This is a genomic window from Vibrio alfacsensis (assembly GCF_019670485.1).
GTDB classification, from domain to species: Bacteria; Pseudomonadota; Gammaproteobacteria; order Enterobacterales; family Vibrionaceae; genus Vibrio; species Vibrio alfacsensis.
In genome coordinates, this window is the sequence record NZ_AP024165.1 from 2,381,495 (window position 1) to 2,402,219 (window position 20,725).

13 protein-coding genes and 1 riboswitch are annotated in these 20,725 nt (G+C 47.4%); of the genes, 5 read left to right on the forward strand and 8 right to left on the reverse strand.

The window, feature by feature from the left end:
* Positions 1 to 30 precede the first annotated feature (30 nt).
* From recD to VA249_RS11000, 4 genes are all read right to left on the reverse strand, one after another.
* Positions 31 to 2,208, reverse strand: a complete 2,178-nt coding sequence (gene recD, locus VA249_RS10985; protein WP_221068000.1) for an exodeoxyribonuclease V subunit alpha — start codon at positions 2,206 to 2,208, stop codon at positions 31 to 33.
* Positions 2,208 to 5,846: an exodeoxyribonuclease V subunit beta gene (gene recB, locus VA249_RS10990; RefSeq protein WP_221068001.1), complete on the reverse strand. Its 3,639-nt coding sequence runs from the start codon at positions 5,844 to 5,846 to the stop codon at positions 2,208 to 2,210. Before recB ends, recD begins: the two co-directional genes overlap by 1 nt.
* Positions 5,847 to 6,183: 337 nt before the next feature.
* Complete coding sequence (recC, locus tag VA249_RS10995; protein WP_221068002.1) at positions 6,184 to 9,657, reverse strand: exodeoxyribonuclease V subunit gamma; 3,474 nt, start codon at positions 9,655 to 9,657, stop codon at positions 6,184 to 6,186.
* 243 nt (positions 9,658 to 9,900) lie between these two features.
* On the reverse strand, positions 9,901 to 10,875 hold the full coding sequence (locus VA249_RS11000; protein ID WP_221068003.1) for a TDT family transporter: 975 nt from the start codon (positions 10,873 to 10,875) through the stop codon (positions 9,901 to 9,903).
* A gap of 111 nt (positions 10,876 to 10,986) precedes the next feature.
* Here VA249_RS11000 and VA249_RS11005 point away from each other — a divergent pair, with 111 nt between their 5' ends.
* The 5 genes from VA249_RS11005 (at position 10,987) to dapD (ending at position 15,769) form a co-directional block, all read left to right on the forward strand.
* Complete coding sequence (locus VA249_RS11005) at positions 10,987 to 11,904, forward strand: LysR substrate-binding domain-containing protein (RefSeq protein WP_221068004.1); 918 nt, start codon at positions 10,987 to 10,989, stop codon at positions 11,902 to 11,904.
* A 147-nt stretch (positions 11,905 to 12,051) separates the two neighbouring features.
* Positions 12,052 to 12,351, forward strand: a complete 300-nt coding sequence (locus VA249_RS11010) for a YebG family protein (protein ID WP_128810310.1) — start codon at positions 12,052 to 12,054, stop codon at positions 12,349 to 12,351.
* Between the two features lie 156 nt (positions 12,352 to 12,507).
* Positions 12,508 to 12,582: riboswitch (Fluoride riboswitch) on the forward strand.
* 132 nt (positions 12,583 to 12,714) lie between these two features.
* Positions 12,715 to 13,407 (forward strand): iron-sulfur cluster assembly scaffold protein, encoded by a 693-nt coding sequence (locus VA249_RS11015; protein ID WP_005386501.1) that lies wholly within the window; start codon positions 12,715 to 12,717, stop codon positions 13,405 to 13,407.
* A 23-nt stretch (positions 13,408 to 13,430) separates the two neighbouring features.
* Positions 13,431 to 14,414 (forward strand): GGGtGRT protein, encoded by a 984-nt coding sequence (locus tag VA249_RS11020; protein WP_221068005.1) that lies wholly within the window; start codon positions 13,431 to 13,433, stop codon positions 14,412 to 14,414.
* A gap of 323 nt (positions 14,415 to 14,737) precedes the next feature.
* Complete coding sequence (gene dapD / locus VA249_RS11025; protein ID WP_221068006.1) at positions 14,738 to 15,769, forward strand: 2,3,4,5-tetrahydropyridine-2,6-dicarboxylate N-succinyltransferase; 1,032 nt, start codon at positions 14,738 to 14,740, stop codon at positions 15,767 to 15,769.
* Positions 15,770 to 15,974: 205 nt separating this feature from the next.
* Here the strand turns inward: dapD and VA249_RS11030 are convergent, their stop codons facing one another.
* The 4 genes from VA249_RS11030 to gcl all read right to left on the reverse strand — a co-directional run bounded on the left by VA249_RS11030 (position 15,975) and on the right by gcl (position 20,696).
* The gene (locus VA249_RS11030; RefSeq protein WP_221068007.1) at positions 15,975 to 17,111 is read right to left on the reverse strand and encodes a glycerate kinase family protein; all 1,137 of its coding nucleotides are present in this window, start codon (positions 17,109 to 17,111) and stop codon (positions 15,975 to 15,977) included.
* A 71-nt stretch (positions 17,112 to 17,182) separates the two neighbouring features.
* Positions 17,183 to 18,070 (reverse strand): 2-hydroxy-3-oxopropionate reductase, encoded by an 888-nt coding sequence (glxR, locus tag VA249_RS11035; protein WP_211916093.1) that lies wholly within the window; start codon positions 18,068 to 18,070, stop codon positions 17,183 to 17,185.
* A 33-nt stretch (positions 18,071 to 18,103) separates the two neighbouring features.
* Entirely contained in the window at positions 18,104 to 18,886 is a 783-nt protein-coding gene (gene hyi, locus VA249_RS11040; protein ID WP_221068008.1) for a hydroxypyruvate isomerase, read from the reverse strand.
* Between the two features lie 67 nt (positions 18,887 to 18,953).
* On the reverse strand, positions 18,954 to 20,696 hold the full coding sequence (gcl, locus tag VA249_RS11045; protein WP_221068009.1) for a glyoxylate carboligase: 1,743 nt from the start codon (positions 20,694 to 20,696) through the stop codon (positions 18,954 to 18,956).
* Between the last annotated feature and the right edge of the window lie 29 nt (positions 20,697 to 20,725).

The window sequence follows — 20,725 nt, forward strand, 5'->3', positions numbered from 1 at the left end:
AGACCGAGCACAGTGCTCGGTCTTTTTGTTTTAACTAGATAAGCGAGAGACCAACCCACTCGCTCGAGTGGTTTTCACTTTGATGCCACGTTTGAGAACATTCATCTCAGCGTACATCGCAAGGCGTTTCTTCGCGCGAGTAATGCCGGTATAGATCAGCTCACGAGTAAGGATTGGACTGAAATCTGGCGGCAAAATCATCAGCGTGTACTCAAACTCACTGCCCTGCGATTTATGGATCGTCATCGCATATGCGGTTTCATGCTCAGGCACTCGGCTTGGCAACACCGACTTCACGCTACCATCTGGCAGTTCAAAGAACACCTTAAGACGCGGTTCGCTTTCGCTTTCGTCTCGCATACAAATGCCGATATCACCGTTATACAATCCCAAGCCATGATCATTACGCGTGACCATCACTGGTCTGCCGTGATACCAAAGCTCGTCTTGGGTTTGAATCAACTTACGTGCTGCTAATGCTTTTTCAATGCGTTGGTTTAAACCTGTCACACCAAAATCACCTTCACGAATGGCACACAACAAGCGACATTGGTTAAAGGTATCCAGCACGGCTTTGGCTTTGTGGGTCAACGTTTCTGGGTCTCCAGTCTTCTGGTCAATCTCTTGCTGACCGATGCGTTTTAGATAACAACCATATTCGGAGACCAAAGTCTGCATCATCTGATTGTAATTTTGGCTACTCAATGCGAAATGCTCGATATCAGCAAAATCACGATTCCAAACGTCGTCTACTTTTGCGGCTGAGCCAGCGTTGACCGCTTTTGCTAGCTGGCCGATACCAGAGCGAGCATCGAATCGGTAACTCTTTTGCAGCATACATAAGCTATCGGCAATCGAAGCATTACTGTTGGTGCTGTACGCCAAAGTGTCAAAGCCTGTTAACTTCGCGACCGCAGACGCCTGATCTTTACCAAAGCCAAATGCGTGGAACGAACAGATATCACCTAGCACCGCACCTGCTTCTACCGATGCCAATTGGTCTTTATCTCCCAGAAGAATCAAACGTGCGTGTTTTGGTAGCGCATCGACGACTTTGTACATCATCGGCAGATCGACCATGGAGGCTTCATCCACCACTAAAATATCGAGGTGTAGCGGATTTTGTTTGTTGTGACGAAACTCTGCACTGTTTGGGATCGCGCCCAGTAGTCGATGCAAAGTGCTCGATTCGGTTGGAATTTTCGCTTTAAGCTCAGGCTCCACTGGCAACTCTTGAATTGCTTTACCGATAGACTCCGTCAAACGTGCTGCCGCCTTACCTGTTGGCGCCACCAGCTTGATGGTGAGGTTTTTCTCTTGTCCTGCTTGCTCAATCAATGCGGCAAGCAGTTTGGTTACCGTAGTAGTTTTACCCGTACCCGGACCACCGGAAATCACCGCAAAACGACGCGTCAGTGCCACCGCTGCCGCGACCTTCTGCCAGTTAACACAAGCTGACAACGGCACAAGCTTGTCCAGCACTTGCAGATCGTGCACTTGTTTCGCTTGGTTGACTGCCGTATCAATTGCAGCCCAATCGAGACTGTCTACAGTGACCACATCCAAATGGTCACAGACTAGCTGCTGGCGTAGCACTTGGTTGCTGGTTCCTGCCTCTGCCGATTTAGCTAACGCATTGAACAGAAAGTGGTACTGACGAGCGAATAAATGATGCAGCAACTCAGACAAACGTGTGAACTCTTGAGGCTGAAGGTTTACAGCCGCACTGAGTTGGTTGAGTTTGTCCGCCAACGTCACTTCATAGTGCCAGTAACGATGCAAGTAGAGACGCTCACCATCAAACATCATTGGCAAGGCTTCACCTTGAGCACCAACCAAAGGCGACGCTTGCAGAAGCTCAACCCAGTTAACGCCTTGCAGCTGAGTATTAAGCGTCAGCGCAGACTCCCCGAACAGACCGAGCTTACTGGCAAAATCTGCTGGTTGCCCTTGGCTATCAAACAGAGGTAAACAGATGTGTCCTTTCCCTAATTCACTGCTGACCACGCCAGCAATAAATGCCAGTTCTTGGCTGTTCGCTTGTTGCTCAACTTGCGAATAGATAAAGCGCGCGAATTGGAAATCCAGTTGACGAATCGCACCTTTACTCGCTAACGATTCTAAAGTTGCCAATAGATCTGGCGTTGCTACTAGATCTGGTGTTGCCACAGGGCTGTTTTGTGCAGAAAGAAGATCATTGGTTTTCATCAAATTAACTCCATCTGACCCGATTCACTGGATCGCGTGTCAGGTGCTTGACCATCAATCAAATGATCCATCTCTTGTAAAAATTCAAAGGTTGGCTTGGCAGAAAAAATGCCGTGATCACTTTGCCCATCCATACCACGTAAGAACAGGTAATAAACACCACCAAAGTGCTGTTCATAATCATAATTTCGCAATCTGCTGCGTAAGAAACGATGCAGTGCCAAAGCGTAGATTTGGTATTGCAGATCATAGCGATGATCCGCCATCGCCGACTTCAACGCATCGCCATGATAGTGGAACACATCATCGCCTAAGTGGTTCGATTTCCAGTCGAGGACGTAGTATTTGCCTTGGTGCTCAAACACCAAGTCAATAAAGCCTTTCAACATGCCTTGCACGGTTTGGAAACCCAGATCGCCCGCTTTAGCAGACAGCGGATCATGACGTTGAATCACACGATTCAATGCTGGTGCAGATAGCACTTCAATCGGCAGTAAGAATTCCATCTCAACCAAACGTTGTGCCGGGCCTTTTTGATTGAGCAGTAGTGCTTTGCTATCCAGAGGCGTTGCCAGCACGGTATCAATCAACTGTTGCAGGATTGGCAGCCATTCCTCATCAAGCTGTTCGCTTTCCATCAAACCGAGGATGATGTGGGTGTTCTCTTCCGTCGTCGCTGGTTGAGTAAACTCAATTTCCTCAAATAAGCTGTGCAGAAAAGTACCCGGACGTGCGCCACGCGGGAAGTTGAAGATAGAGCGTTCTGGCTCAACCAACTCCGCTTCATCTTGCTCTTCTGAAGAGTCGATATCAAAGCCGGTGATTTCAATCGTCGCGTCATGCTCGGCATGATGGGAACCTTGCTTAACCAAGCCCGAGTAACTGGTGATGCGCCAGTTTCTATCAATCGGGTTTTGTAGCTCTTTGGCTGTCAACGCTTCCAGCTCGGTTTGCTCCGCAACATACATCTCATCGTGCTGCTTTGGAGGGTCACAAATCACTACGCTATCGAGATTCTCTTGTTGCTTCTTCAACCCTACAAACAGGTCGTTGATGCCGCCCTCTTGACCATTTTGCACCAAGTAACCAATCGCACTGTGATGAACGCCGGTTGGCTCTTTGGTTGAGCGACCATTGCGTAGTGGTGAAGCACCAATAAAGCAGGCATACACGGCACGCGTTAGCGCTACATAGATAAGGCGCAAGTCTTCAGCTAAGCGCTCTTTATCTGCCTGTTTTAACGACGCATCATTGCCCGAGATATCAAGCACAGTCCGATCGTTCTCAGCGTCGTAGTATTTGGCTTCACTTGCTTCTCGGTAACCAAACACAAATGGTAAGAAAACCAAGTCATATTCCAGACCTTTTGATTTGTGAATGGTGACGATTTGCACCAAGTTACGCTCTGATTCCAAACGCTGAATTTGGTCATCGCTGCCTCCTAGCCCGTGCGCTGCATCGCTGATGGATTGCGCTAACCAACGCAGCAAACCGTGGTCACTGTCCAATTCGTTACTCGCTTGCTGCAATAGCTCACCAATGTGCATCAAATCGGTAAGTACTCGCTCACCGTTTTCGCTTTGTGAGCTCGCCCCTTCTTCTAGCAGACGCTCCGCAATATGGCGTTTACTGATCACCGCTCGCAGCATAGGTAATACACCACGTTGCACCCAAAGCTTTCGGTATTCTTTGAACTCGTTAACCGCGTTTTCCCATACGGTTTCGTCGTTATTAAGCGCGTCTAAACTAGCAGCATCCAGAGCGAACAATTCTGATGCTAGGCTGGCACGCAATGCTCTATCGTTTTCTGGCGTTAATACCGCTTGCAGCAAACGCTGTAAGTCTTGCGCGACAGAGCTAGTAAACACGCTATCACGGTTAGAAAGGTACACGCTGGCAATGCCTTGGTCGGCTAACGCCTGTTTGACCATGCGACCTTCGCTACCCGTTCGTACCAGCACCGCAATGTCGCCCGCTTTGACTGACTTCTGCTTCTCGCCATTGACCAGACACGCTTGACCTTGTTGCGCTGCGGTCAAAATAGTTTGAATTTGGCTTGCTGTCGCTTCTGCCATAGCGGTAAGGTATTCACCTTTTGGCAGAGGTTTATCCTCCGCTTCTTGCAACCAATAAGTCAGTGCAGGTTGCTTTTGACCACCCATGGTCCAAACGCGTTTGTCAGCACTTGGGCTGTAATCCACGGAATGGAATGGAATGTCGGAGTCATAAATAAACGGGCTATCTGGTAGAGCAAAAATCTGGTTCACTGCCAATACCATATCGGCACTTGAGCGCCAGTTAGTGCCAAGCGTGTAGTGAGCACTAACTTGGTTACGCGCCTTGATGTAGGTAAAGATATCCGCACCACGGAAACCGTAAATAGCCTGTTTCGGGTCGCCGATCATAAACAAACCGCACTCAGGATTATCCAAATAAATGCGGCTGAAAATACTGTATTGCAGTGGGTCGGTATCTTGGAACTCGTCGATCATCGCTACCGGATAAAGCGTGCGTATACGCTCTGTCAGCAATGCAGTTTCATCGGTATCAATCGAGGCAGAAAGCTGAGTCAGCAAGTCATCAAATGACAACCATTGCTTCTGATTTTTTGCTTTTGCCAGCATCACGCGACAATGCTCAATCGCATGAGCTAATAGCGGCGCTTTTAAACTGATTGGGTTTGCTAGGAAAGCTTCAATCGCCTCAAACACAGGGTGCTGCGGCGCGGTGCCTTTTGGGGTTTTCTCAAGTAACACATTTTGTGCGAACTTCTCCAGCTTATCTGGATAGTCATACCCCGTAGTTTCTGTCGCTGCCCATGCATTGACGGCTTCTAACCACGTCGGTAGAGACTTTTTGGTGTAGCTGCGTTTGTTGATATCAGAGTCTGAAATCAGCGCGAGGAAATCATCTTGGCTATCACGCCATTGGGCTTTCAATCCATCAATCTGCTTTAAATTTTGCTCATGCAAGTCGGCAAGGCTGCCTTGCATTGCCGGAACAGAAAGAGTCAAAGGCGCACCCGTGAGGTAGTTGCTGATCTCATACAGCAGATCCGATGGCGAGCCCCAGAGTTGACGCACTTCTCCAGCCAAAGCAAATGGCAGAGGGTAGAAGTTGCGACGCCAGTAATCGGCAACCACTTGCGCTTTAAGATGGCTTTCGTCCGTCACAAACTCATTGTTGAAACGGCTACCGGATTCAAAGGCGTTTTGCGTCAGCATGCGTTGGCAGAAACCGTGAATGGTGTAGACCGCTGCTTCATCCATTTGGCGTTCGGCTTGCAATAGGATCTCAGCAGCTTGTTTATGATCCTCGATTTCTTCGAGCAAAGGCTGGATAACGGGATCTGAGCTTTGACCGCGAGCGAATGCGATCCTCGCATCGTGAATACGAGCACGAATACGATCACGCAGCTCCGCCGTTGCGGCTTCGGTAAAGGTCACCACCAGAATTTGATCCACGGTCAACGGCACGCGATGTTTTGTGTCGGCACTGCCATGCCCTAACAGGAGTCGCAGGTACAAACCCGCAATAGTAAAGGTTTTACCCGTACCCGCCGATGCTTCAATTAGCCTTGCACCATGCAATGGAAAAGTCATGGTTTGCAGTGGAGTTGGAACTGACATTTGCGCCATAACGCTGAATCTCTCCAAGTATTCAACAAGAACGTGCTGATATTCAAAGGCAAATCGCTTCTAAAGATCAACACATCCTATAATGTGATCTATCGTTAAAAATTCTATTAATCTATCTAATAGGTTGGAATGTTTAGACCTTTGTGCGATCTCACTCACGGTTATCATTTGGGAGTACCGTTAGTATGCGCCTCACGAGATAAGCCAAGCCTTACAGGCCGCTACACTCAAAAGAATCATGGTCCCTCTGACCTTGTGGCCGTACAGCGAACGCCCTACAAAAAATAATGATTTTCTGGCGGCCACCCTACTCTTTTCTTTATCTAAATAATCCAACTTACTTTTCATCATCGGCATCCATCGCCGCCAATCTTGCGCCTTGAAGAACCAATGCGGTCAGCATGCGAACTTCTGCCGCTAGCTCATCATTCCAAGCTGGCCAAATACGCGAAATATACACGTTATTTCCTTCGCCTGGACTCATGTAGCCATCATTGAATGCATCCGCCATTTTCTTCAGCGATTTCTCTTCGTCATCAACCCAGTGGCCACGACTAAAGCCCGCCTCAACACACGCCAGTGCTGTTTTCGGGAAGTATGGCAATGGTTTGGTCATGCCTTCAAAAAACAAACGTACTAATTCAGCAAGAAGTTGTTTTGCTTGTACCGCATCTGCCATTGCTGGGTAAACTAAATGCACCGCGCCTTCCTTGCGGTCATAACCGATAACGTGGGTCTTTCTAGCGTGACCAGAGGCAGACATAGCAAGATGATCAATCCATGCAGCAAGGTAATCCTGCGCACGAATTTTACCGCTGCGGTAGCGAATCAAACCGGACTGATAGCATTGAGTTAGCCAACCGGTTAGACGGATGTTTTTTCCTTCACCAAGCACATCAAAGGTAAGGTCGATTTCTAAATCGTCTTGCGGTGCGCCGGATAAGAACGCCAACTTATCCACCAGCTCTTCCGCTTGCACGCGGTTGGTTTCAAACTCGATATCACCAAATGCGCCAACCGGTAATTTGCCCTGTGCGCGTTGCTCACTCATAAAGTGCTTGAGTACATCTGCTTTTGCGGACGGTTGGGTAATGGCGGTTTCGAGCAAGGTTTCTAGTAGTTCATCACGCATTTGGTAGCTTTCTAAGCCGCCTAAAACGAATGGCTCATCGTCTTCCATCACAGGCAATGGTGGCTCGAACATCACTTTCAAACGGCGGTTAAAGAAATACTGCACTGGCAAGCGCCAGAAACGTTGCAATTCAACCAAATCCAACTCAATGGGGAAAGTCGCACCAAGCAAGTAATTATCCAATGCGCGGTTAAACTCACGGCGTGCATGACCTTGCCATTGACTGCTTTGGGTCAACGCCGCTGGAATCCACTCTTTGGCATAGCTTGAATGAGAACCTTGGAATGCGCTTGGGCTGAATGGCACCATTGCATGCACATTCACTAACTCGTTGAGTAGCTTATCGCCTGAATCATCGACTGGCTGGTCTTGATCACCATCTAGGCAATAGTTCTGATGGCAATATTCCATCAACTCAGACACCAACACGGACGGCACACGCTCGGTGTTATCTTGAATAGAACGCCCAACGTAACTGATGTACAAACTTTGTTGCGCAGACAGCACGGCTTCTAAGAATAGGTAACGGTCATCATCTCGGCGTGAACGGTCGCCCGGTTTCGTGCGCCCTGTCATTAAGTCAAAACTTTCTGGTGGCATTGAGCGCGGGTAGACCCCATCGTTCATACCCAGCAGACACACGGTTCTAAATGGGATCGAGCGCATCGGCATCAGAGTACAGAAGTTCACTTGTCCAGCAAGGAAACGCTGGCTGACCCGTGTTCCTGACAGCTTGTTTTGTAGATACTGACTGACAATAGAAGGCGACAAGGCATCATCAAATGCCGCATCGGTTAGCTGTTCTTTCAGTTGGCTTAAGGTATCTCGAATGGACTTGAGCGCCATTTCCCCCTCCAGCTCAACAGAGAAGAAGCTATCCAACATCGCCACCAAGGTTTCACGCCATGCATCAATCGACTGAACATGGGAAAGTTTGCTGCGATACTGGCTAATTTGTTGAATAAAATGGGCTAACTTGCCGGCAAGTTCTGCGCCCATACCTTGCACTTCGTTGTATGGCGAGAGACTACCCTCTTGCGCTTCAAACAAACCGGAAGATTCTGGCATTGCGTAACCTAATAACATACGCTGGATACCAAATTGCCATGTGTTTTGGCGGGTTTCTGGCAATTCAAATTCACAGCCTGTATTCGCATCTAATCCCCAGCGAACACCCGACTCTTCCACCCAACGTTTCGCTTGTAAGAAGTCATCTTCACTGAGATCAAATCGCTTCAAAATAGCAGGCGTTTCTAACAGCTCTAATAGCTCAGATGCTAAGCAACGCGTATTAGGTAAATTCACTAATTGCATGAACGCTGCCAAAATCGGGCTTTCTTGATCAGCCGTTCGGTCTGAGATCGAATAAGGAATAAATCGCTCACCGGGGGCGTTGCCGAATACCGCTTGAATCGCAGGGCTGTAGGCATTGATATCCGCCACCATGACAATAATGTCGCGCGGTTTCAGTGTTGGGTCGGCATCGAACATCGCCAAAAGCTGGTCGTGCAGCACTTCCACTTCTCGCATTGGGCTATGACAAGAGTGCAAGCTGAGCGATTTATCACCCAAACTCACCACTTGTTTGTGCTGACTGCTGTCGATTTGCTGGTCGTCTTGGTGCTCTTCTAGGTTAAGAATGTCTGCTTGCAGTTGATGGAGCAGACTGTCGCGCTCGACATCAACGAAAGCTTCAATCTCATGGGATTCTAGTTGCGATAACAAATACATATTGTCACGCCCTAGCTTACCCATCGAAGCCAATAAGCTATTGCCCACCACATCGGTATGCAGTTCATCAATCACGTTTTCTTCTAGTGACCCTTTTAGCTGCTCACTCTCACCTTGTACTTCAGAATGGTCTTCTTGCCACACCACGTGCTGGCGATGTTTTGCTGCTAACCGCGCTAGGAATTTACGGTCACGGACTTCACCCCAGTAGTAACGACAAGGGTTAGTAAACATCAAATGCACATCGATATGTTCACCAATGGCTTTTAGGGCATCCATGTAGCGTGGCGGCAATGACGAAATGCCAAACACAAAAAGACGTTTCGGCAGATGGTCGAAGTTACCGTTAAAGCTCTCAAGCGTATCAATAAAGTGTTCATACAGATTGGCACGATGATAAGGTGATTGCCCTAACGTCACAGTATGATCGTACAGTGCTTGCCACAAAATCGGCTGCCACGGGTGTTCATCTTCAAGTTCAGCGACGGTTTGTCCCGCTTCCCAGCTTGCAATCCATTCTGGGCGATACACCAAATAACCATCGAAAATATCGGCGATTTTCTCGGCCAGTTGATACAACTTAGAGTTGTCGTTGTCATCTTGAAGATAGCGAGCTAATGGTTCGAATGCATCGTCGTGTAGTAAGCCTGGGAGCAAGTGCATTAATTTCCACGTCATCGACTCTTTATTGAATGCGCTTCGCTTTGGTACATCAGGCAAAACTTGGGTGAACATATCCCAGATAAACGTCGCTGGCAGGGGAAAATCTAAGTTCGCGGCAACACCAAACTCTTTTGCCAATTCCATTTTTAACCACTGAGACATACCCGGGCTCTGCACCAGAATTTGCTCTTTTTCAAATGGATTTTCTAATGGATTAATGCGAATCAGTTCGACAAGAAGTGACTTAAGAACATCGACCTGGTTGGAGTGATAGACAGTAAACAAAGTATGAGCACCGAACGCCGTTGGAAACTGCTAGCAAGCTTAGCACAGCCCAAAATAAACCCGCAGCGATCTCGATAGCTTAAATAACAAAAGGTTAGAAATTATGCAAAGAGTGGTGAGATTCCAACCTTAACGTCAAACAAAAACACCTTAAAGAGAGATCGTACAAAACTAAAAAGCCCCATGGTCAGCAACCATGGGGCCAAATACTAAGACCCAACTTAAGCGTGGTGAGCCAATAATTTAAGCATGATGAGCCACTACCAAGCGAGGTTTAATTAGCAAGTTATTGATGTATTGAAATGCCACATAACTTACTACTACTGTTGCAACGATAAGCTCTACGCCCGCTAAACCACGAACTTGATGTACATATTGAGCAGCAAGGCCGTTTGCCTCCATCCAATTCGCTGTTTTAAATAGAGCCGTCGCACCAATCACCATTGGGAAAGTAAACGCTGCGTAACCTGGACTAAATGGCAGTCTTAACAATTTGAAGAACGCCAAGTAAATGATGGCTGTCATCAATACTGCGATACCAAATAGTAGAGCAATAATCACTGGCGATGGGGTTGCTGTAACGGTTAAGTAGCCAGCCAACGATAGACTCGCTGGTGCCGCTAAAATTGCCATGGTTGGTTTCGCAGCATCTGGGATCTCATGGGTAAACATGAAACGGTAAATCATAATTGGTAACATCACTGCGTAAGCGACCATACCGAACACCAATGCACCATGCGCAATCGGTGCTAGTGCTGGGTTACCAGAGAATGATACGTCAGCAACGATAATACCCACTGGTGGTACGAACCAGCTTGGTACCATGTGGTGAAGCTCAAAATCTTTCGCGCGGTGATACAAGAAGCTCACAAGGAATCCAATGTGCAGCGCTACTGCGGCTAACCACAATACATTACCTACAATTGGGAAAAAGTGTCCAAGAGAGGCGGATACCACCATGGTGCCCATCGCAAACGTTGGAACAACACTGCCGACCACTGGGTGCGCGAGATCTTGTCTCAACAGATGGTTGTGAAAAAGAAATTTAATCGCCAAGATTGCGAGTAATACACTTGCAATACCCGCGCTTATCCACTGTCCATAGCCATGTAATTCAGCGAAGTTTTCCCAACTCCAGCCTAAGCTCGCAATACCAAGCGCTAAACCCGCCATTGGGGTTGGTGCTCCCATTACTTTTGCTTTTGTTCTTTGAATCATGACGACCTCGAAATCAGGCTAACTTTCTATGGGATGTATCTTACACTTGCACTTCGTTCCAATATATCTAATTATTTAGAACATACGTTCAATATTACTTAACGGAAATTCATGGCCAGTCATATTTCTCTTAAACAGCTTAAAGTTTTCACCACCATTACCCAGCATAAGACGCTCACAGCAGCGTCTGAAAGCCTGTTCCTTTCTAAAGCCGCGGTAAGCATGGCGCTGTCTGAATTGGAGAAACAAATTGGTCATCATCTGTTTGACCGAGTGAATAACCGCCTGATCCTAAACCAAGAAGGACATAAGCTCTTACCCCTTGCCGATGAGTTACTTAGCCGCGCAAACGATATTGAGACAATCTTCGATGGGGATTTAACCTTATCAGGAGAATTGCGTATCGGGGCTAGCGATACCATCGGCAACCAAGTCGCACCTTATTTGATCAGTGACTTTAGACATCAAACCCACCACCAGCAGCAAAGTTTGTTTATCTCCAACTCAGCACAAATCTGCGACATGCTGACAGATTACGAACTCGACATTGCACTCATTGAGGGAAAGACGCTCCATCCTGAACTGCATTCAACTCAATTTAGTGAAGATGAGATGTGCGTCATCTGTGCGCCCGATTCCCCCTATGCGAACAAAGGAATAAATGGACTTGCTAGCTTAGAGAATAGTGACTGGATTTTACGTGAAGCAGGCTCGGGCTCTCGAGAGTTTTTCATGCGTGTCATTGCACCGCGCATTGAGCATTGGCACGAAGCTTTCCAACTCAATACAACTGAAGCATTAATCAACTCTGTTTCTGCGGGGCTAGGACTTGGCTGTTTATCTCGTCTATCAGCGGATCACGCCATTCAAGATGGTCGGGTTAAGATGGTTGAAATGCCGTTAGACATGAAGCGTCGATTTTGGATTCTAGTGCATAAAGAGAAATACCAAAGCCCACTGCTACGCACGTTCATTGAGTTCTGCCGAGATTGGGAGCGACCAGAGAACCCGCTCCTAAAAGGTGACTAGCTCAAAATAGATAGTTCGAGATAGACAGTTCAAATGCTGGTCACTTAGTTATACATGGTTCTCAATCTTAAGAGTGCCGCTAGACTTAACTGGTTAAAAACTGTATAAACAGCCAGTACAAATTCATCAAGTTAGAGGACCAACACCATGGCTGTAATCGTCAAGTACGTGGTAGAACGCAATGGAGAAGAGAAAATGACTTTTACCTCTAAAGCGGAAGCTGACGCATACGATAAGATGCTGGATATGGCGGACGAATTGTTCGCTCTGCTAGGTAAAAGTGATGTTCTAGAAGACGAAAGCAAGCAAGAAGATCTTGCTATGTTCCTTGCGCAAAACAAAGAAGAAGTGCTTTACGCTCTAGGCGCAAAACGTCGCCCTACCCCAAAGAAAGCGAAAAAGCTTGAAGCTGTTGAAGAAAATAGCGAACAAGAAGACGCTGCATAAGCCTCTCATTTGTTTAGAAAAAACGTCGCACCGTGCGGCGTTTTTTTATGTCATTTATTTATCGCCATATATCTCTAGAAATATAAAGAACCGATTTAATATCCCAAATTGCTCTAAATTTCATGTTGCAGATTAGTGTGACTTAGATCTAATCTAAATCGGTACGGTGATGGGGTACCACCGGAATCGAAAGGTTCGAACCGCTTTAAAGCTAATGACTCCTACAGAAACGAAAACAGGTTAGCCCTGTTGGAAATGCTTCCACCTATATTGTGAAAGCAAGAGTTCTGTAGTGAGCAATTCAACTCTTCTCCAACCCCGCCCCTGTTTTCTCAAAAATTAAAAATACACTGGGAAAACATTATGCAATACTCACACGAAATCCAATCAATGTGCCCGATTCAACGCGGCGATCTTCATGCATCTGCACCGATCCCTGTTGAAGGCGCAATGATCAATCCAAAAGACGTTATCGCGATTTCTGGTCTTAGCCACGGCGTTGGCGCTTGTGCTCCTCAACAAGGCGCAGCAAAACTGACTCTTAACGTCAAAAACGGCATCATCGAAGAAGCTTTGATCGAAACGATCGGCTGTTCAGGCATGACTCAATCAGCCGCGATGGCTGCAGAAATCCTAACTGGCAAAACCATTCTTGAAGCACTGAATACCGACTTGGTATGTGATGCTATCAACGTCGCGATGCGCGAAATCTTCCTTCAATTTGTTTACGGTCGTACTCAATCTGCTTTCTCTGAAGGCGGCTTGGAAATTGGCGCGGCACTGGAAGACCTTGGTCAAACTCAACGTAGCCAAGTGGGTACTAGTTACTCAACTAAAGCAAAAGGCGTGCGTTACATGGAGTTGGCTGAAGGCTACGTAACAAAACTCGCGCTAGACGAAAACAAAGAAGTGATTGGTTACCAATATCTCAATCTCGGCAAGATGATGAAAGCCATCAACGAAGGCGTATCTGCTGCAGAAGCCGCAGACAAAGCAACGGGGACTTACGGTCGTTTTGACGAAGCCGTAACTACCATCAACCCACGCCAACAATAATTGCCACCAAGAGGAAAGAGATTATGAACACTCCAATTACTGAATCTGTACGTCGCACATTAGACGAAATGCAACTTTCTTCTCTGGAAGAGGCTTACCAATACTGTATGGATCGTGGTATCGACCCTAAAGCACTAGTGATGGACACTCAACCTATCGCGTTTGAAAGCGCTGCCGATGCCTACACGCTAGGCACTGCTTTGGCGATTTTCCGCGGAGCAAAAACAGCAGAAGAAGCTGCAAACATCATCGGTGAAGGTCTTCAGGCGTGCACAAAACCAGGCAGCGTCGCAGAACAACGCCAAGTGGGTATCGGTCACGGTGCATTGGCGGCTCGTCTATTGAATGAAGAAAGTGGCTGTTTTGCTTTCCTTGCGGGCCATGAGTCATTCGCAGCGGCAGAAGGCGCAATCAAAATCGCATTGAACGTGAACAAATCACGTAAAAATCCGTTGAAAGTTATCTTGAATGGTTTGGGTAAAGACGCCGCTTACCTAATCTCACGCATCAATGGTTTCACTTACGTACGCACTCAATACAACTACCAAACTGGTGAGTTAGTGGAAGTAGAACGTCGCCGTTTCTCCCAAGGTCCACGTGGTGAGATCCTTTGCTACGGTGCAGACGATGTACGTGAAGGTGTGGCTATCATGCATAAAGAACAAGTGGATGTGAGTATCACAGGTAACTCAACCAACCCGACTCGCTTCCAACACCCAGTTGCGGGTATCTACAAAGCAGAGCGTAACCGTGAAGACATGCCTTACTTCTCTGTGGCATCAGGTGGTGGTACTGGTCGTACTCTACACCCAGATAACGTGGCGGCAGGTCCTGCATCCTACGGCATGACAGATACCATGGGTCGAATGCACGCCGATGCGCAATTCGCGGGTAGCTCTTCAGTACCTGCACACGTAGCGATGATGGGCTTCATCGGTATGGGCAACAATCCAATGGTAGGTGCAACTGTTGCACTTGCCGTAGCCGTCGGTGAACTTAGCCTTTAAGCCGATTTAATCGCTTTCTATCCAAAGCGATTAAATCCAACAAACCCAGTGTAGGGGGAGTGACTTCGGTCCTCCCCTTATTTTTTGCTATGCCCCTTTTCCAACTTCACTTTGTCTTTACCCCAAATCGGTCTGAGAAGGCTTTTGCGACACATTTCTCATCAGACAAACATATCTCTGAAAAGACAAAAGGTATCCATCTACAGACTTTCTCCATTTCCCCTCTTTAAACTCCCCAACACTCTCTTTATGATGACTGACAACTTAATTATTTCTTGTCAGTGAACAGACGAGACACAAGACTCAACACATGGAGATCAACTATGGCTTTCTTCTCTCTAGCCTTTGGTACGGCAACTAAAAACCGCGACGGCAAAATCATCGAAGCGTTTTTCCCAAACCCAGTTCTTAACCCAAGCGAAGCGCTTGTTAACGCACTAGCAGCAGTAGCAGGTTACGAGCAAGGCAACCAAGCTATCGAGATCTCTGCAGCACAAAGCGCAGAACTGGCAGCAGCATTTGAAGCAAACGGCGATGCAGCAAACGCGTCTTTCGCAGCAAAAGCAGCAGAATCAGCACAACCACTCGTACTGGTTATTCTTGCCACTGACGAGCAGCCACAAAGCGTTGCTGAAGGCTTCCTAAAGCTTCAACTTATCTCTAACCGCCTAGTTCAACCACACGGCACGGTACTAGACGGTATCTTCGGTCTACTACACAACATCGCATGGACTAACGAAGGTCCAATCGATCTACCTGAACTGGCAGAGCGTCAAATCGAAGCTCGCCTAGCGGGTCGTGCACTAAGCGTAGATTGCGTAGACAAGTTCCCTAAAATGGTAGACTACGTGGTACCAACTGGCGTTCGTATCGCTGACACTTCTCGCGTACGTCTTGGCGCACACGTTGGCGAAGGCACAACGGTAATGCACGAAGGCTTCATCAACTTCAACGCGGGTACAACTGGCGTGAGCATGGTTGAAGGTCGTATCTCTGCTGGCGTAGTAGTTGGTAACGGCTCTGACATCGGCGGCGGCGCATCTATCATGGGTACGTTATCTGGCGGCGGTAAAGTTGTAGTTTCTATCGGTGAAAACTCTCTACTAGGCGCGAACGCAGGTCTTGGTTTCCCAATGGGTGACCGCTGTACTATCGAATCAGGTCTATACGTAACTGCTGGTTCTAAAGTACGCATGCTAGATTCTGCGGGCCAAGAAGTGGAAGTAGTGAAAGCACGCGATCTTGCTGGTGTTTCTGACCTACTGTTCCGTCGTAACTCTGTAACTGGTCAAATCGAGTGTCTTGCAAACAAGAGCGCGGTTGAACTGAATGCTGAGCTACACAAAAACAACTAAGTTTAAGCTCTAAGCTCTAAGCTCTAAGCTCTATACAAATGATGCCGCTGCTATTTAGCGGGAACTTAACGAAAAAATGGCTCTGCTCATCGTTCCTTTAATGTAAAGAACGAAGAGAACAGAGCCATTTTTGTACTCGAAAATCAGATACTCGCAATTTCTAGCTTGATTGCAATTCGATTAACTGCCCTTCTGTTTGACGCGATCACTTATTAAAGTGAGCAACCACGCCCGCCAGTTGTTTCGCTGTTTTAAACAGGTTTTCTCGCCCTGCCGCAATGGCCTCACTGAGCTCACACGGTGTTGGTACGATTGAAAAACACGCAATAATGCCCGCGCTTTTTAACACATCGATACCCTCACCCACACTGCCGGCTAAAGCTATGGTCTTAATGTTGTGCTTTTGCGCTAATCGTGAAACGCCTACCGGGGTTTTGCCATGGATCGTTTGGCTATCAATACGCCCCTCTCCAGTAATGACAAGATCTGCCCCCATCAGCTTTTGCTCGAATTCAACCGTATCCAACACGATGTCAATGCCCGGCATCAATCGAGCGTTGAGGAACGCAAGCAGCGCAGCGCCCATGCCTCCTGCCGCACCCGCTCCTTTTTCAAACTCAATATCACGAGAAATCGTAGACTGGATACAATTTGCATAATGACGCAGGTTTGCATCTAGTGCTTCAACCATATCTGGTGTCGCTCCTTTCTGTGGACCAAAAACAGCAGAAGCGCCTCTTTCACCAGTCAAAGGGTTATCGACATCACAAGCTGTTAAGATCTCTACATTTTGCAATCGAGGATCTAAATTTGAGATATCAATATGCGCGATGTTACCCAGTTCACCACCACCGAAACCAATCTCGCGGCCATCTTCTCGTGTAAATTTCACGCCAAGCGCCTGGAGCATGCCAACGCCACCATCGTTTGTTGCACTGCCACCAATTGCGACAATAATTTTCGTGATGTTTTCTTCTAATGCTCGCTTGATCAACTCACCAGTACCAAAACTTGTGGTTTTTAGGGGGTTACGATCACAAGGCGCCACCAGTTCGATCCCGGATGCAGAAGCCATTTCCACAACAGCCGTTTGTTGATCGCCAAGGACACCGAACTGCGCATTTACGACATTACCAAGAGGTCCAGTAACCTCAACTGGGATCACTCGTCCATTCGTTGCGTCAACCAATGCCTCTAGCGTACCCTCACCACCATCAGCGACGGGAATACAAACACACTCAGCATTCGGTATTTCTGAAACAATCCCTTCGGCAATCACGTTCGCCACTTCTTTCGCAGACAAACACTCTTTAAATGAGTCTGGGGCGATAATTATTTTCATAGTCTCACCTTAAAAAAGGGCCAGAATCTCTGGCCCATTAGCATCCAATAACAGTAGTGGCCTTAGCGCCATTAACCACGAATCGAGTGGTTTGCCATGTGTTCCAGTGCTTTGATCATCGCAGAGTGGTCCCAGTTTGAACCGTCTAGTGATGCACAGGTATTGAATAGTTCTTGCGCTGTTGCTGTGTTAGGTAGATTGATGTTCAGTGCTCGAGCCCCTTCAAGAGCAAGATTGAGATCTTTTTGGTGTAGCGAAATACGGAAACCAGGATCGAACGTACCGTTAATCATGCGCTCGCCGTGAACTTCAAGAATTTTAGATGATGCGAAACCACCCATTAGAGCTTGACGAATTTTCGCTGGATTTGCGCCCGCTTTAGAAGCAAAAACAAGCGCTTCTGAAACCGCTTCAATGTTCAAAGCCACAATGATTTGGTTCGCGACTTTACAAGTCTGACCGTCACCATTACCGCCAACTAAAGTGATATTTTGGCCCATGATCTCGAACAAAGGTTTCGCGCGTTCAAAAATCTCGTCACGACCGCCAACCATGATTGATAGCGTACCGTTAATCGCACCGACTTCACCGCCAGATACTGGTGCATCGAGATAAAATGCGCCTAGTTCTTCTACTTTGCTAGCGAACTCTTTGGTCGCAATAGGTGAAATTGAACTCATGTCGATCACAACTTTGTCTTTCGCAAGGCCATGAGCGATGCCAATTTCACTAAATAGTACGTCGTTAACTTGTGGTGTATCTGGCACCATTACGATAATGAACTCACACGCTTCAGCGACTGCTGCAGGGGTTGGCGCTGCAAAGCCGTTGTCGCCAAGTAAATCTGCTGGAGCGGCTTCAAAGTGCTCAGAGAAGTACAAGGTATGACCTGCGTTTTGCAGGTTCTTCGCCATTGGCTTGCCCATGATACCTGTACCGATAAAACCGATATTCGCCATTTTTCTATCTCCGATTCTCAATTCTTTACGCAATTAAATTAGGTTGTATTCTTTTAGCCAGCCGAGGCCCGCTTCGGTAGTTTTTGCTGGCACATATTCACAGCCGATCCAGCCTTGATAGCCAATATCGTCAATGTGCTTAAGTAGGAATGGGTAATTGATTTCACCAGTCCCTGGCTCATGACGCCCTGGGTTATCCGCAAGCTGAATATGCGCAATGGTTGATTGGTTATCTTTCAGCGTACGAGCCAGATTGCCTTCCATAATTTGCATGTGGTAAATGTCGTATTGGTAACCAAGGTTGGCTTCGCCCACTTCTGCCACAATGCGCAGTGCTTTTTCTGTACTATTGATAAAGAAGCCCGGCATGTCTTGCGTGTTAATGGCTTCCATAATCAAACGAATGCCTTCCGCTTTGAGCTTTTCGGACGCAAACTTCAGATTCTCAACCACGGTTTGAAACGCTTCTTCTTCAGAAACATGCACTGGTTTAATCCCCACAAGGCAATTCACTTGTTGGCAGTTCAATGCTTTGGCATAACGAATCGCTTTATCCACGCCTGCGCGGAATTCCCCTATGCGGTCAGGATGGCAAGCGATACCGCGCTCTCCTTTGGCCCAATCACCAGCCGGTAAATTGAACAGCACTTGAGTTAGACCAAATTGGTACAACTCTGCCGCAATCTCTTGAGCGTCATAATCGTATGGGAAGAGGTATTCAACACCACGGAATCCCGCTTTGGATGCCGCTTCAAAACGGTCCATAAAATCGTATTCCGTGAACAACATAGAAAGATTGGCAGCTAGTTTAGGCATAAGTCACTCCAAGAATATTTGTTGATGCCTCCCCCACGAACAAACGTGGAGGAGACTGAGTTAGCTATTAATCCAAATCGATGGTTTCTTCGAACTCGACCACTTTGTCGATATCAGGCCCCATTGCGATATTGGTCACGCGCTCAGTAATCACTTCCACAACCACTGGAACTTGGAACTCTTTGAGCCATGCTTGAGCTTTACGCAGTGCTGGTTGAATATCTTCTGGGTTGAAGACACGAATCGCTTTACAGCCAAGACCTTCCACTACAGACACGTGGTCAACGCCGTAGCCATTAACTTCTGGCGCGTTGATGTTTTCAAAGTCCAGTTGCACACAGTGGTCGATCTCAAATGCACGCTGAGATTGACGGATTAAACCTAAGTAAGCGTTGTTGATTAGGACATGGATATAAGGCAGTTTGAATTGCGCACCTACCGCCAACTCTTCCATCAAGAATTGGAAGTCATAATCACCAGAAACGCCAACAACAGGAGTCGTAGGGTCGGCTTTTACTACACCCAGCGCAGCAGGCATTGTCCAACCTAGAGGACCAGCCTGGCATGAGTTGATCCAATGACGAGGACGGTGCACGTGTAAGAACTGGTTCGCTGCGATTTGCGCGTTACCAATGGTGGCGACATAACGCGTTTCTGGACCAAAGACCTCATTCATTTCTTGGTATACACGTTGAGGTTTAATAGGGTTGTTGTCGAAATCGGTACGACGCAACATAGTGCGCTTACGTTCCTGACACTCACCTAGCCATGCTGAGCGATCTTTTAATTCGCCACGTGCTTGCATCTCTTGAGCAACTTCAACAAATACTTTAAGCGCCTCACCTGCATCTGACACAATGCCAAGATCTGGGCCAAAGATACGGCCAATTTGTGTTGGCTCGATGTCTACGTGAATAAATTGACGGCCTTTAGTGTAAGTTTCAATTGCGCCAGTGTGACGGTTTGCCCAGCGGTTACCGATACCAAATACAAAGTCAGACTCTAGGTAAGAAGCGTTACCGTAACGATGGCCTGCTTGACAGCCCATCCGGCCAATCATCAGTTCATGATCGTCAGAGATTGTGCCCCAACCACGTAGCGTTTGAATAACAGGGACCCCAGTGATTTCTGCAAACTGCTGTAGTAGTGCAGATGCACCAGCGTTAATGATGCCACCACCCGCAACCAAAATCGGTTTATCGGCTGCGTTTAGCATGTGTAGTGCGCGCTCTGCTTGAGCTCGAGTTGCTTTTGGCTTGTGTGGTTCTAATGGCTCATACAAATCGATATCGAACTCGATTTCAGCCATTTGAACATCCATTGGTAAATCGATATGTACCGGACCAGGACGACCGGAACGCATTTCGTAAAATGCTTTCTGGAAAGTACCAGGAACTTGGCCAGCTTCACGAATGGTCACCGACATTTTAGTCACAGGCTTTGCAATAGCCTCAATATCGACACCTTGGAAGTCTTCTTTGTGAAGCTTCGCTGTTGGTACCTGACCAGTAATGGTAAGAATCGGCGTTGAATCTGCTGACGCAGAATAAAGACCTGTGATCATATCTGTACCAGCTGGGCCAGACGTACCGATACACACACCGATATTGCCATCTTTAGCACGAGTGTAACCCTCTGCCATGTGCGACGCGCCTTCTACGTGACGAGCCAGAACATGCTCGATGCCACCTAGTTTTTTCAATGCCGCATATAGAGGGTTGATCGCAGCACCAGGAACACCGAATGCGACCTTAACCCCTTCTTTTTTCATGATCAAAACAGCCGCTTCAATCGCTCTCATCTTAGCCATAATACTTCTCCAAACTTATTTATTATTTT